The sequence below is a fragment of the Roseobacter sp. genome (assembly GCF_039970775.1).
Taxonomy (GTDB): Bacteria; Pseudomonadota; Alphaproteobacteria; order Rhodobacterales; family Rhodobacteraceae; genus Roseobacter.
The window spans coordinates 1-12,996 of sequence record NZ_JBDVLG010000041.1; the positions used below are offsets into that span (position 1 = coordinate 1).

A 12,996-nucleotide genomic window follows, 5' to 3' on the forward strand; every position below is an offset into this window, starting at 1 on the left:
GGAAGTGTCTGAAACTCTTTGTATGGGGTTCGGCCCATGCTATTGAGACGGGTCATCTGTTGAACCGTTCTGGATAAAGAATGGCGAACTGATTGCGAGCGGCAACCCATTCCCTGACGCACCACCCAGCTTTCTCAAAGCTGCCGATTGCGGGATAGATCAGCTTTGTCGCGGCCTCGTCGGTTGGCAAGCTGCCGCGCGTTTTGGTGGTTTTTCGGATCACCCGGTTCAGACTTTCTATGGCGTTGGTGGTGTAGATGATTTTGCGCACCGCTGGCGGGAAGGCAAAGAACGGGATGACCTCCTGCCATGCGCGTCGCCAGCTTGGACCGATTGAGGGATATTTACCGCCCCATTCGGCCTCGAAATCATCCAGCGCTTTGGCGGCTTCCTCGTCGTCAACGGCCTGATATATCCGCTTCAAGCTCCTTGCGACCTTTCCATCCGCAGAAGTTCAGGGAATGGCGAACCAGGTGCACGATACAGGTCTGGACGATAGTGTCGGGGAAGGCTGCATTGATGGCGTCAGGAAAGCCTTTCAGGCCATCCACTACGGCGATCAGGATGTCCTCCACTCCCCGGTTTTTGAGATTGTTCATGATTGAGAGCCAGAATTTGGCACCTTCGGTGGCTGCGATCCACAGGCCCAGAACCTCGCGCTCGCCTTCCGGAGTGACGCCCAGGGCCACGTAAGCCGCCTTGCTTTTGACCTGTCGGATTTCCGCATCGCGGATTTTGACCCTGAGCGCATCAAGGAAAACGATAGGATACATCGGTTCCAGTGCCCGGTTTTGCCAATCCGACACCTCCTCCAGAACGGCATCAGTGACGCGGCTGATAAGGTCGGTTGAAACCTTCACGACCATAAACCTCTTCAAGATGGGCACGAATATCGCGGGTCGACAGACCAGCCGCATAAAGCGCGATAATCTTGTCATCCATCCCGTCAATCCGGGTCTGACCCTTCTGGATCAGTTCCGGCTCGAAACTGCCGTCGCGGTCACGCGGGATGTCGATGGGAACCGCACCATCATTGCCCTTCAGCACTTTGCGGATCGCCCCATTGCGGAGGTTGGCCTGCTGACTGGCAGGTTCTCCGTTCGGTTCATAGCCAAGGTGTTCGGTCAACTCAGCACCCAGCATCCGTTCCATCAGCCGAACCTTGAGTTCCTTCATCAGACCTTTGTCACCAACAAATCCTCGGGGCGTTCAACCCCGCTAAGCAGCTCGTCCAGTAGTTCCTTGGAAATCGTCATTGTCGTCATTGTCGTCATGCTCCTTCAATTTGGTAGCATGGGTCAAATTACTCTGACACAGAAAATCGGGCACTCTCCAACGCTTTGCGGCGGCCTAACATGGTGGCGGATAGAAAAGCCTTACTTGGATCGTCTCAATACTAAGGAACCCAGCTAAAACGCGCGTTCAACGGACGGATACTCTGCTATAGGTGATGTCGATCTCCAACTAGCATAGCCGCGCCTCTCAGCGATCCGCGCCAACTTACGAACAACACCTTCGCCCGACAACGATGTATCAACCACGGCAGTCATACATTTGCAGCTGAAGTCGTCGATAACGTTCAGAAACTGTCTCAAAGGCAAACAAGTAGACGCATCCACACTTCAGGAACTGCCACAGGCCTTCGATCATCTGATCGTCACGCGACGCGCCTGTTTCGTCGATTGTCAGCAGGTGGTTGTATCAGATCACCAAAAGGCATGCCGCCCCGAGCCAGCGTATCCATCACGCCTCTCGAACTTACCCCGCAAATGCCTATCGGGCAAGGATAACTACGTACGTAGTACAGAAAACCACCTCCGTAGCGGTATGAATAATTTCAGCGCGAGATAGTCGGCCAACAAATGACTACCTGCACCTCAATTATTAAACAAGAAATGCAGCACGTCCCCATCGTTTACAATATATGATTTACCTTCAGCCCGCATTTTACCGGCCTCTTTTGCGCGCTGCTCCCCGCCCACCTCGACATAATCATCATAGGCTATCGTCTCGGCGCGAATAAACCCTTTCTCAAAATCGCCATGGATGACCCCGGCAGCTTTTGGCGCAGAAGTTCCGCTTCGGATTGTCCAAGCGCGCGCTTCCTTTGGCCCCACAGTAAAATAGGTTTCGAGATGTAGCAAAGCGTAGCCCGCCTGGATCAGGCGATCCAACCCCGCCTCTGCGAGCCCCATTTCTTCAAGAAACATCTCTGCCTCATCGGGTTCCAGCTGGCTAATTTCTTCTTCAATTTGAGCCGAAATAACAACATGGGAATTACCTTCAGCAGCGGCCATTTCGGCCACTTTGTCAGCATGGGCATTCCCTTCGGCGGCTTCTGCTTCTCCAACGTTGCATACGTAAAGAACAGGCTTGGTCGTCAAAAGCTGAAGCATTTTCCATGCTTTAGCATCATCTTCATCTATCTTCACAACCCGGGCCGGTTCACCCGCTTCTAATGCAGAAAGCGCCGCATTCATCAATCGCTCTTGCTGAACCGCCTCTTTATCGCCTCCACGCACTCTGCGAACAATATTTTGCAGCCGCTTTTCAATGCTCTCTATATCGGCCAACATCAACTCAGTCTCGATTGTCTCGGCGTCTGCGACGGGATCAACCCGCCCGTCTACATGGGTGACGTCCCCGTCTTCAAAACACCGCAAAACATGTGCAATCGCATCGACTTCACGAATGTTTGCTAAGAATTGGTTGCCCAGCCCCTCGCCTTTTGACGCTCCTTTGACCAACCCGGCAATATCAACGAAGGTCATTCTGGTCGGGATAATCTGCTTGGATTTGGCAATATCAGCCAATTTGTCTAATCTGGCATCCGGGACCGCGACCTCGCCCACATTGGGCTCAATGGTACAGAATGGAAAATTCGCAGCCTGCGCTGACGCCGTCCGGGTCAGCGCGTTAAAAAGGGTCGATTTTCCCACATTCGGCAAACCAACGATACCCATTTTGAAACCCATGTCAGCGTCCTTTCCTGATTAGCGCTGTCCTATGACCTCTTAAGGGGCAAAACAAGTCCCCGCGCAGCCTGGGATGTTTCCGCAGATCCCGCACAAAAACGCCGTACGAGCCCAACGTCACGAAAACCGCGCGCCAATGCACCATACTGTAAGTTGCAGGCCTCTTTGATGCATTGATTTCCCGCGCGCTTTTAGGCATTGCGTGGCACAGATAGTGAGAGGAACGTGCCATGAGCCGCATTGACGCCAAATTTGCAGAACTCGCAACCGCTGGGAAGAAAGCCTTTGTTGCGTATGTCATGGCCGGCGATCCTGATTTTGACACGTCGTTGGAAATTGTGCGCGGGTTGCCTGCCGCGGGTGTCGATGTCATCGAGCTTGGTCTTCCGTTTACAGATCCTATGGCAGATGGGCCGACCATTCAGCTGGCCGGGCAACGTGCATTAGACGGCGGCATGACTTTGCAAAAAACGTTGGAACTGGCGCGCAGTTTTCGCGAAACGGACCACACTACCCCCATCGTATTGATGGGATATTACAATCCGATTTACAGCTACGGCGTGGATCGCTTTTTAGAGGCTGCCAAGGCTGCGGGCATCGATGGTCTCATTGTTGTCGACTTACCGCCCGAAGAGGACAGCGAATTGTGTTTGCCTGCTCAGGCAGCGGGTTTGAATTTCATACGTCTCGCAACACCCACCACCGACGAAAAACGTCTTCCGCGCGTTTTGCAGAATACATCCGGGTTCGTTTATTACGTGTCCATCACAGGGATTACCGGTGCGGCTGAAGCACAGGCAGTGGACGTGAGCCCGGCCGTTGCGCGGATCAAATCGGCCAGCGGTTTGCCCGTGATCGTTGGTTTTGGCGTCAACAGCCCAGAAAAGTCGCGCGCAATCGCCAGCGTCGCCGACGGGGTCGTTGTGGGGTCGGCTATCGTCAGCAAGATTGCTGCAGGCGAGCCGGTAAAAGACGTTTTAGCCTTTGTCAAATCTCTGTCGGATGGCGCGCATAGTATTTGACCAATTTCCACCTGAACAGGTAATCGCACTCTTTGGGAAAAGGCCCGGCATATGAGTTCGGAACCATTGTATTTCTTGGCTCTACGCCTCCGCAAAACCCGCTTTAGCAGGCCCTGCTCCAAAGCCACCACACCGTTTTTTACCTGCGTCGATATTCCCTGGTTCGAATGCCGCTTACTATTTCCTCGCAATAAATGCGCTCTGACACACACCGGCAAAACAACCGCTGCGTAACATGCTTGCCACGCGCAAAAACATAACTAGATCGTCCCTAGGCCCCACACGTTTTCTTGGCGCATATTATACTGCCTATTTCAACCGCTAAAAATTACATTTCGAGTCATGTCGCATTGCGATCTAGCTTGGGTTTACGTTACGTTAGCATCCCATTTCCACATCGGTATGGTTCAGGATCTCCACAAACTCGTCCAAGTGATCTCTATTGAGAGGTTTGTTCATGAATCCCTTGATCGCAATATGCGCTTCTGCGCGCGTGACCGTCAGGGCTCACCGACGTTGTTAGCCTCATAAAACCGGCATCTCGTATGCGCGACCCAAAACTCTGCGCCGTATCAAGGAACTCAAAACCGTCCATTTGTGGCATTCGTATATCCAACAAAATCAAATCAACCAGCGGCTGCGTATCATCATTCAGGTACACCACAGCCTCTGCCGACTTGGTAAACCCAATGATCTCGGCCTCCATTTCAGAGCGCCCAATAATGCGCTGATAGAGCTTTTGATCAAACGGTTCGTCGTCAATCAACATCACCCGCCCCAGTGGTTTAGCCCGCTTCATGCGTTCGCCCCGCTTATTTTCTTTGTGCTGCTTTCGATGGTTGGCCGTAAATGAACGCTAAAACAACTGCCTTACTACAAATCGGCGACGCGGATGCATGTCGCCAACCCCAGCCCCGTACCGGCGTATTCATCTCTAAGATGAAGCCGTTCAAACAGCTTGAAGATCCGCTTGTGGTCTGCCGGGGCAATCCCAATCCCATTGTCCGCAACAACAATCTGCACACCATTGCCATTGGGTAAGTTTTCCGCTGAGACGTCGACACATGCTTATTTCCCAGAGGGTTGGTATTGCGACGCATTCCCAATCAAATTCTGAAATAGAAGCGTAATCTAACGCCGGGACCCAACCACATGAGAGGCCGCATCGACAGTCACAACCGCTTACTTTTGCTCTATTTCAGACTTTAAGTTTGCAAGCGCCTCCTCAACACATTCGTTGATGTCTACGTTTTCGATCTCGGCCGTTTCCGTCGCGGCAAAGGCATAGTCGAGGATATCTTCGACCTGCACAGCAATTCTTTGCACCGTACTCATGGCACGCTCCACCGACTCTCGACCGTCGCCGCTCTGCGTGTCACCTTCTTCAGTCACAAGTTCGTTCAATATCATTTCGATACTGTTTGCCGGCGATTTCGGGTCTTGAGACACCGCATAATGAATGCATTCATGCACACGCATATCAAGGGATTGCCCCAATTGATCTGGTTGGGAATACAATCACAATCACCATGGGATCAAGTTTAGGGTCTTGGTTTAACCTCGTGTGACTTCTTTCAAACAGGGTAACCGCGGATTGCAGTTCCTCTATGGCGACGCGTGATTGCGTGGCCGTGTCGGTGGTGTCCTCACCGTCCATCAATGATGGCTTCATGACAGATTAACATCTGTTGTCGGCTCGCCTAGCGCTTTCAGAGATTGATCTTCCATGTCTAAATTGGTAACCAAAACTGACCAATGCGAGAGGGCGTCATGCCGACAATTACCACAATCCAAGATCTCAAGGAACGGCACGAACGTCGGGTCCCCCGAATGTTTTACGACTATGCAGAATCGGGCAGTTGGACAGAACAGACCTTCCGCGAAAACATCACCGATTTTGAACAGATCCGTCTGCGCCAACGGGTGGCTGTCGATATGAGCGGCCGCAGCACCGCCAGCCAGATGATCCACGAAGATGTGTCGATGCCCGTGGCCTTGGCTCCGGTTGGCATCACCGGCATGCAACACGCCGATGGCGAGATAAAATCCGCCCGCGCCGCCGAGGCCTTTGGTGTGCCCTTCACGCTGTCGACAATGTCTATCAATTCCATCGAAGACGTCGCCGAAGCGACCACCAAGCCCTTTTGGTTTCAGCTCTATATGATGAAAGACACCGATTACATCAGCCGCTTGATCCAGCGCGCAAAGGACGCGAAATGTTCCGCATTGGTGATCACACTTGACCTGCAAATATTGGGGCAACGCCACAAGGACATCAAAAACGGGCTGTCTACGCCCCCCAAATTGACGCTCAAAACCATGGCCAATCTGGCAACGAAATGGGCCTGGGGCATTGAAATGCTGGGGGCAAAGCGTCGCGAATTTGGCAATATCGTCGGCCACGTACAGGGCATTTCTGACCCCAGTTCCCTAAGCACTTGGGCCGCAGAGAGCTTTGATCCGACGTTGGATTGGGACAAGATCGCCCAGTTGAAACAGCAATGGGGCGGCAAGGTGATCCTGAAAGGCATCCTAGATGCCGAAGACGCCAAAATGGCGCTAAAGGTAGGGGCGGATGCGATTATTGTGTCCAACCACGGCGGGCGCCAGTTGGATGGTGCGATCAGTTCGATCCGCGCCCTGCCCGCAATTTTGGATGTGGTTGGCGACAAAATCGAGGTGCATATGGACGGTGGCATTCGGTCTGGTCAAGACGTGCTCAAGGCCGTCGCTATGGGCGCCAAAGGCACCTATATCGGGCGCGCGTTCATCCATGGCTTAGGGGCCATGGGGCAGCAGGGGGTGACCCGCGCGTTAGAGGTGATCCACAAAGAACTGGACACCACCATGGCCTTGTGTGGTGAAACCCAAGTGAACGACTTGGGGCGCCATAACTTGCTGATCCCCAAGGGGTTTGAGGGCGACTGGCAAGACTAGCCACGGGCCACGCCCAGACTGATCCGCCCGCCCGCGACACCCGCAAAAGCGCCGTTGCGAGAAACCTCTTTTCACGCGCGTCAAACCGGTCTATACGCGCGACTTCACGCGGGGCTACAGCCTTGGAGGAGCCCCGCCCTAAACAAATTGGAGAGAAAAGATGGCTGGAGCAATTCCGGATCTTGAAGCTCAGGAACGCACGGGGACAGGCAAGGGCGCCGCTCGTCAGGCCCGCCGCGACGGCATGGTTCCTGGTATCGTATTTGGTGGCGACGTTGACCCGCTGCCGATCAACATCCCGTTCAACGTGTTGATCAAAAAGCTGCGCGCAGGTCGGTTTAAGTCGACCCTGTTCAACATGAAGGTCGAAGGCCACGACGACGTGCGTGTGATCTGCCGCGACGTGCAGCGCCACGTGGTCAAAGATTTGCCCACGCACATCGATTTCATGCGCCTGCGTCGGACCACCCAAATCAACCTGTTTATTGCGGTTGAAGTGATCGGCGAAGACGTATCCCCGGGCCTGAAAAAGGGCGGCGTTCTGACGTTGATCCGCCCCGAAGTCGAATTGGTTGTGACCGCGGGTGATATCCCCGACCACATCACCATCGACGTGTCCGAACTAGAGCTTGGTGACAACATCACGATCTCATCGGTCAACCTGCCAGAGGGTTCCAAACCGACAATTGACCGCGATTTCGTTATCGCACAGCTGTCAGCCCCCGCCGGTCTGTCTTCGTCAGATGACGACGACGAAGCCGAAGAGAGTGCAGACGCGGCAGACGCCACAGAATAAGACGCGTTCCAAGATGAATGCACGATGCGGGGCCCTTTGCGGCCCCGTATTTCGTTTGTCGGCGGGCTTTGTTATGCTGCACCGCAACATCAAGGAGCAACGCCATGAAACTATTCGTCGGTTTGGGAAATCCGGGCGCGAAATATGTCCACAATCGGCACAATATCGGGTTCATGGCATTGGACCGGATTGCCGGTGATCATGGGTTTGGCCCGTGGAAAGCCAAACACCAAGGCAGCCTGACAGAGGGGCGGTTTGGGTCTGACCGGGCGGTGTTGCTAAAGCCTGAAACCTTCATGAACAATTCGGGCCAATCGGTGCAGGCCGCCATGCGGTTTTACAAACTGGACCCCGCTGATGTTGTCGTCCTGCACGACGAGCTTGATCTGGCCCCCGGCAAGGTCAAACATAAGGTTGGCGGCGGTCACGCGGGCCACAATGGATTGCGGTCCATTCATGCGCATGTCGGCCCCGACTATGCACGCGTGCGGTTGGGTGTGGGCCATCCCGGCCACAAAGATCGCGTGGCGTCCTATGTGCTGCATGATTTCGCTAAAGCCGACGAGGCATGGTTGGATGATGTTCTGCGCGGGCTCAGTGATGGCGCGCCGTTTTTGGCGGCGGGTGATGCGCCCAAATTCATGAACGCCGTGGCATTGCGCGTGGCTCCGCCCCGGTCGGGCACAGGAAAGAAAGCCCCCAAACCACGCAGTGACACGCCCCAACCTCCTGCGGTTACCCCCGCCCCTGACGCGCCCTCGCCGCTACAAAAACTGATGGACAAATTCCGATGACCCTGCGCGCGGCCTTCACCGATCAGGCCGTCAGTTGCGAGCGGTTGGGCTCGCCTTTTATGGGGCAACTGTTGCGCCTATTGGCCGATAACTGGCCGCAAAACAGCGGTTTGGCGCGGCGGTTGGCGGTGTTCACCGGCGATGTGGGGCCTGCGGGGCATTCGTTGCCCCTGCGCACGGCGGGTGGCTTGCATGCCCTGGTGCTAAGCCGCCGCGCACCGGATCTGGCCGCCGTGTACCCGCCCGCGCAGGTGACGGATGCCGCCCTGCGTGATGCCGTTCTGGCCGCGATACACACCCACGAGGCGTTCTTGTTGGACTGGGTCGAAAGCCCACCGCAAACCAACGAAGTCCGCCGTTCTGCCGCCCTGATCGCAGGTGCGGCGGTTGCGGCACAGCGGTTTGATCTGCCCTTCGTGGTGTCAGAACTGGGGGCCAGTGGCGGGCTAAACCTGACGTGGGATCACTACGCGCTGTCGCTGCCCGGCGCGCAAATTGCGCCGCCCGACCCTGCCTTGACGTTGCAGCCCGACTGGGACGGCCCCCTGCCCCCCGTTGTGACGCCCCGCATCACCGAACGCGCGGGCGTCGACCTGAACCCGCTCGACCCTGCGCGCGCAGATGATATGTTGCGTCTGACGGCGTATCTATGGCCGGACCAACCCCACAGGTTGGCCCTGACCCGCGCGGCGGCTGCGGTGATGGATGCGCCCATCGCCCAAGGTGACGCTATTGATTGGCTGGCGACCCGCCTTGATGCCGCCCCCAACGGCCATGTGCATCTGATCCAACACACGGTGGCGTGGCAGTATTTCCCGGCGGATGCACAGGCCCGTGGTCGTGCCCTGATCGAAACCGCCGGTGCAGCCGCTACGCACGCACGCCCGCTGGCATGGTTGTCGATGGAAAGCGACGGCGACACCACAGGCAACATCGGCGCCGCATTGGTGTTGCGCCTGTGGCCGGGGGATATAACGTTGCATTTGGGGCGCGCAGATTTTCACGGACGCTGGGTGCGCTGGTCCGGCGCAACCTAACGGCCCCCCACGACAATCGGAGACGAGCATGGAACAAGACGACAGTATCAATGTTTTGGGCGACGCGCTGGCGCTCTGTGGCGCCGACCCCGTCACCGGGTTTTTCCGCGATGGCCATTGCAACACCTGCGCAGCCGATCAAGGCAGCCACACAGTATGCGCGGTAATGACCGCCGAATTTCTGGCCTATTCGAAATACGTGGGCAACGATCTGAGCACCCCGCGCCCCGAATATGGGTTTGCAGGACTCAAACCCGGTGATGCGTGGTGCCTATGCGCCAGCCGGTTTCTGCAAGCCCACGACGAGGGCTGCGCGCCACAGGTGAACCTGTCCGCCACCCACAAACGCGCCTTGGACATCGTGCCTCTTGCGGTTTTGCAATCACACGCTCAGGCTACGTAGAGCTACCCAATATTGGCAAAGTTTCTATTGAAGTAACCCCACATACATGTGGGGTTTAGCTTCATAGATTTTTCCCCATGGGTCAGGCAAACTCACCCATCTCAAACCCAAGCGCCTTGGCGACGGTAAAGATGTCTTTGTCACCACGTCCGCACATGTTCATGCAAATGATGTGATCTTTAGGCAAATCAGGGGCGATCTTCATCACATGGGCCAAGGCGTGGCTGGGTTCCAGCGCGGGGATAATCCCTTCCAGCTCGCAACACAGTTGAAACGCCTCTAGCGCTTCTTTGTCGGTGATCGCCACGTATTCTGCGCGGCCAATATCATGTAGCCACGCGTGCTCTGGGCCAATACCGGGGTAATCCAACCCCGCCGAAATAGAGAACCCTTCGAGGATCTGCCCATCGTCATCCTGCAACAGATACGTGCGGTTGCCATGCAACACACCGGGACGGCCGCCCGTTAAGGACGCGCAATGTTCCATCTTGGCGTTCACACCTTTGCCGCCCGCCTCGACACCAATAATGCCCACGTCCTTGTCGTCAAGGAACGGGTAAAACAGCCCCATCGCGTTTGACCCACCGCCAATGGCCGCAATCAGCGTATCGGGGAACCGGCCTTCGGCGGCCGTCATTTGGTCGCGCACTTCTTTGCCGATGATCGCCTGAAAATCGCGCACCATCGCGGGGTAAGGATGCGGCCCGGCCACGGTGCCGATGCAATAGAACGTGTCGCGCACATTGGTCACCCAGTCACGCAACGCGTCGTTCATCGCGTCCTTCAACGTGCCACGGCCCGAGGTCACAGGCACGACTTCGGCGCCCAGCAACCGCATACGGAACACATTAGGCGCCTGACGCTCAACGTCATGCGCGCCCATGTAAACCACGCATTTCAAACCGAATTTCGCACAGACCGTCGCCGTGGCCACACCGTGTTGGCCCGCCCCTGTTTCGGCGATAATCCGGGTTTTGCCCATGCGGCGCGCCAGAATGATCTGGCCCAACACGTTGTTGATTTTATGCGCGCCGGTGTGGTTGAGTTCGTCGCGTTTCATGTAGACTTTGGCGCCGCCCAGATGGTCGGTCAGCCGTTGCGCCAAATACAGCGGGCTGGGGCGCCCGACATAATTGGTCCACAGGTCGTTCATTTCCGCCCAAAAACTGTCGTCTGTTTTGGCGATTTCATATTGCTCTTGCAGCTCAAGGATCAGCGGCATGAGGGTTTCAGATACAAACCGCCCGCCAAAATCACCGAACCGGCCGTTTTCATCCGGGCCCGTCATGAAAGAGTTAAAAAGATCGTTGGCCATCCCGCGCACTCCTGTCAAATCAAGTTGCGTTTATACCCGATGTGCGAGGGCGTAAAGCCAAGGTCTGCGTAGAAACGAGCGCTGTCGCTGCGACTTTTGTTCATGGTCAGCTGCACCAGGCCGCACCCGGCAGCTGTGGCGCGTGCAATGGCGTCTTCGATCATCAGATGCCCGATGCCCTGCCCGCGCAACGCACTGGCGACGCGGACACTTTCGATTTGCCCACGGCGCGCTGCACGCAGGCTCAGGCCCGAGATAAATGTGATCTGATAGGTCGCCACCACGCGACTGTCTTGCACGCCCACAATCAACTGGTGTGTGCCCTCTTGGGCCATCTGGTCGAAGGCTGCCAAATATGGCGCTATATCGTCGCTCTCGCGCGCGGCACCCAAGCTGTCGTCCGTCAGCAATGCCACCACATCCGCAACCTCAGAACGCTGCGCGGGGCGAAACTGTACGGTCATCCGCGCGCGGCCGTCACAAATCCCTGAACCCGCTGCGGGTCTTTCACGCCGGGGGCCGATTCGACGCCTGACGCCACATCGACCTGTTTGGCCCCCGTCATGGCAATGGCCTCGGCCACGTTGTGCGGGGTCAGGCCCCCGGCCAACATCCACGGCACAGGCCAACGCCGCCCCACCAGCAACCGCCAGTCAAAGGTCAGCCCATTACCGCCCGGTAAATCCGCCGTCTTAGGCGGTTTGGCATCCACCAAGATCTGATCGGCGACTTTGTTATAGCTATCCAATGCGGCCAGATCATCGCGGTCGGCCACACCTACCGCCTTCATCACCGGCAAACCGTAGCGCGCCTTGACGGCCAACACACGCTCGGGCGTTTCATGGCCGTGCAATTGCAACATGTCCAATGGCACCTGCGCGGTCAGCGCATCCAAAAACGCATCATCCGCGTTGACAGTCAATGCGACCTTCGCCAACCCCGGCGGGGCGTCAATGGCCAACGCGCGCGCCTGCGCAAGGTTTACGCTGCGCGGTGATTTTTCAAAGAACGTGAACCCGCAGTAGGCCGCACCAGCCGCTGCAACAAGAGCGACCTCTTGGGCCGTGCGTAAACCGCAAATTTTAACTGATGTATCGTCAGGCATGTACGCGTTTGATCATGTCCGCAAGGCAGTTTCAAGATGTGCCGGAGCAAGCAGGCGGGCTATGCCCCTTCGGCGATCGCCAGCAGCCCCAGTGCGGCTATGGTCTGCGCGTCCTTGATCTGACCGTCCGAAATCATCGTGGTGATGGCCGCACGGCTAAAGGCGGCTGTTTTCATGTCTTGCTCTTCAAGGTCCCGGTTGGCGCGGCCAACCTCTAACGTGTCCGCAAGAAAAACGTGAAACCCCTGATTGGAAAACCCATAGGCTTCGTAAAGATGGCCCAATTTGCGCAGGCCCCGCGCCCGAAACCCAGTTTCCTCTTCCAATTCGCCCAACGCGACCTGTTCAGGGTCCGTACCCGGCTGCGTTTCCCATGACCCTTGCGGAAATTCCCAGTACCGCCCCCCAACCGGATAACGGTATTGTTCCACCAGTTGAAACCGCCCATCGGCGTGGCGCGGCACGATCAACGCAAAGTCTTCTTTGTCTACGACGCCGTAAATGCCGTCAGCCCCACCAGGGAAACGCACCGCGTCTTCATGGACCTTCATCCAGCGGTTTTCGTAAACGGTGCGCCGGCTTAGACGTTTTACAGCAGACATCGCCACCCCC

14 protein-coding genes and 2 pseudogenes are annotated in these 12,996 nt (G+C 56.4%); 7 read left to right on the top strand and 9 right to left on the bottom strand.

The annotated features are described in order from the left end of the window. Positions 1–52: 52 nt before the first annotated feature. The 3 genes and pseudogenes from ABJH13_RS09440 to ychF all read right to left on the bottom strand — a co-directional run bounded on the left by ABJH13_RS09440 (position 53) and on the right by ychF (position 2,975). A pseudogene (locus ABJH13_RS09440) lies at positions 53–1,256 on the bottom strand (IS256 family transposase). A 213-nt stretch (positions 1,257–1,469) separates the two neighbouring features. Continuing rightward, positions 1,470–1,589, bottom strand: a pseudogene (locus ABJH13_RS09445) (IS3 family transposase); the annotation flags it as partial. Positions 1,590–1,877: 288 nt separating this feature from the next. Beyond that, positions 1,878–2,975 carry a redox-regulated ATPase YchF gene (gene ychF, locus ABJH13_RS09450; RefSeq protein ID WP_348405965.1) on the bottom strand — a complete coding sequence of 366 codons (1,098 nt, stop codon included), beginning with the start codon at positions 2,973–2,975 and terminating at the stop codon, positions 1,878–1,880. A gap of 230 nt (positions 2,976–3,205) precedes the next feature. Between ychF and trpA the strand changes: the two genes are divergently transcribed. Further along, positions 3,206–3,997: a tryptophan synthase subunit alpha gene (trpA, locus tag ABJH13_RS09455; RefSeq protein WP_348405966.1), complete on the top strand. Its 792-nt coding sequence runs from the start codon at positions 3,206–3,208 to the stop codon at positions 3,995–3,997. Positions 3,998–4,436: 439 nt separating this feature from the next. On the opposite strand, the gene ABJH13_RS09460 is transcribed toward trpA, so the two are convergent. After that, positions 4,437–4,766, bottom strand: coding sequence for a response regulator (locus ABJH13_RS09460; protein WP_348405967.1), 330 nt, complete (start codon positions 4,764–4,766; stop codon positions 4,437–4,439). Positions 4,767–4,846: 80 nt separating this feature from the next. Between ABJH13_RS09460 and ABJH13_RS09465 the strand changes: the two genes are divergently transcribed. Continuing rightward, positions 4,847–5,038, top strand: a complete 192-nt coding sequence (locus ABJH13_RS09465) for a hypothetical protein (protein WP_348405968.1) — start codon at positions 4,847–4,849, stop codon at positions 5,036–5,038. A 141-nt stretch (positions 5,039–5,179) separates the two neighbouring features. Here the strand turns inward: ABJH13_RS09465 and ABJH13_RS09470 are convergent, their stop codons facing one another. Beyond that, positions 5,180–5,515 (bottom strand): hypothetical protein, encoded by a 336-nt coding sequence (locus tag ABJH13_RS09470; protein WP_348405969.1) that lies wholly within the window; start codon positions 5,513–5,515, stop codon positions 5,180–5,182. 252 nt (positions 5,516–5,767) lie between these two features. On the opposite strand from ABJH13_RS09470, the gene ABJH13_RS09475 reads away from it, so the two are divergent. The 5 genes from ABJH13_RS09475 (at position 5,768) to ABJH13_RS09495 (ending at position 9,964) form a co-directional block, all read left to right on the top strand. Next, on the top strand, positions 5,768–6,934 hold the full coding sequence (locus ABJH13_RS09475; RefSeq protein WP_348405970.1) for an alpha-hydroxy acid oxidase: 1,167 nt from the start codon (positions 5,768–5,770) through the stop codon (positions 6,932–6,934). A gap of 160 nt (positions 6,935–7,094) precedes the next feature. After that, positions 7,095–7,730 (top strand): 50S ribosomal protein L25/general stress protein Ctc, encoded by a 636-nt coding sequence (locus ABJH13_RS09480; protein ID WP_348405971.1) that lies wholly within the window; start codon positions 7,095–7,097, stop codon positions 7,728–7,730. A gap of 104 nt (positions 7,731–7,834) precedes the next feature. Continuing rightward, a complete protein-coding gene (pth, locus tag ABJH13_RS09485) occupies positions 7,835–8,524 on the top strand; it encodes an aminoacyl-tRNA hydrolase (RefSeq protein WP_348405972.1) in 690 nt (229 codons plus the stop codon). Then, positions 8,521–9,561: a DUF2332 family protein gene (locus ABJH13_RS09490; RefSeq protein ID WP_348405973.1), complete on the top strand. Its 1,041-nt coding sequence runs from the start codon at positions 8,521–8,523 to the stop codon at positions 9,559–9,561. The genes pth and ABJH13_RS09490 overlap by 4 nt, the downstream gene beginning before the upstream one ends. Before the next feature lie 28 nt (positions 9,562–9,589). Next, positions 9,590–9,964 carry a DUF2237 domain-containing protein gene (locus ABJH13_RS09495; protein ID WP_348405974.1) on the top strand — a complete coding sequence of 125 codons (375 nt, stop codon included), beginning with the start codon at positions 9,590–9,592 and terminating at the stop codon, positions 9,962–9,964. A gap of 82 nt (positions 9,965–10,046) precedes the next feature. Here ABJH13_RS09495 and trpB read toward each other — a convergent pair whose 3' ends face one another. From trpB to ABJH13_RS09515, 4 genes are read right to left on the bottom strand one after another with little or no spacing between them, the layout of a single operon-like run. Next, complete coding sequence (gene trpB, locus ABJH13_RS09500; RefSeq protein WP_348405975.1) at positions 10,047–11,279, bottom strand: tryptophan synthase subunit beta; 1,233 nt, start codon at positions 11,277–11,279, stop codon at positions 10,047–10,049. 14 nt (positions 11,280–11,293) lie between these two features. After that, a complete protein-coding gene (locus tag ABJH13_RS09505; protein ID WP_348405976.1) occupies positions 11,294–11,743 on the bottom strand; it encodes a GNAT family N-acetyltransferase in 450 nt (149 codons plus the stop codon). Then, entirely contained in the window at positions 11,740–12,384 is a 645-nt protein-coding gene (locus ABJH13_RS09510) for a phosphoribosylanthranilate isomerase (protein WP_348405977.1), read from the bottom strand. Before ABJH13_RS09510 ends, ABJH13_RS09505 begins: the two co-directional genes overlap by 4 nt. A 59-nt stretch (positions 12,385–12,443) precedes the next feature. Continuing rightward, entirely contained in the window at positions 12,444–12,986 is a 543-nt protein-coding gene (locus ABJH13_RS09515; RefSeq protein WP_348405978.1) for an NUDIX hydrolase, read from the bottom strand. Positions 12,987–12,996: the final 10 nt, after the last annotated feature.

Coding starts and splice junctions, on each gene's coding strand:
- ABJH13_RS09460 (WP_348405967.1), bottom strand. CDS start 4,766: ATGTTGATTGACGACGAACCGTTTGATCAAAAGCTCTATCAGCGCATT.
- ABJH13_RS09510 (WP_348405977.1), bottom strand. CDS start 12,384: ATGCCTGACGATACATCAGTTAAAATTTGCGGTTTACGCACGGCCCAA.
- ABJH13_RS09505 (WP_348405976.1), bottom strand. CDS start 11,743: ATGACCGTACAGTTTCGCCCCGCGCAGCGTTCTGAGGTTGCGGATGTG.
- ABJH13_RS09475 (WP_348405970.1), top strand. CDS start 5,768: ATGCCGACAATTACCACAATCCAAGATCTCAAGGAACGGCACGAACGT.
- trpA (WP_348405966.1), top strand. CDS start 3,206: ATGAGCCGCATTGACGCCAAATTTGCAGAACTCGCAACCGCTGGGAAG.
- ABJH13_RS09515 (WP_348405978.1), bottom strand. CDS start 12,986: ATGTCTGCTGTAAAACGTCTAAGCCGGCGCACCGTTTACGAAAACCGC.
- ABJH13_RS09495 (WP_348405974.1), top strand. CDS start 9,590: ATGGAACAAGACGACAGTATCAATGTTTTGGGCGACGCGCTGGCGCTC.
- ABJH13_RS09480 (WP_348405971.1), top strand. CDS start 7,095: ATGGCTGGAGCAATTCCGGATCTTGAAGCTCAGGAACGCACGGGGACA.
- ABJH13_RS09465 (WP_348405968.1), top strand. CDS start 4,847: ATGAACGCTAAAACAACTGCCTTACTACAAATCGGCGACGCGGATGCA.
- trpB (WP_348405975.1), bottom strand. CDS start 11,279: ATGGCCAACGATCTTTTTAACTCTTTCATGACGGGCCCGGATGAAAAC.
- ychF (WP_348405965.1), bottom strand. CDS start 2,975: ATGGGTTTCAAAATGGGTATCGTTGGTTTGCCGAATGTGGGAAAATCG.
- pth (WP_348405972.1), top strand. CDS start 7,835: ATGAAACTATTCGTCGGTTTGGGAAATCCGGGCGCGAAATATGTCCAC.
- ABJH13_RS09490 (WP_348405973.1), top strand. CDS start 8,521: ATGACCCTGCGCGCGGCCTTCACCGATCAGGCCGTCAGTTGCGAGCGG.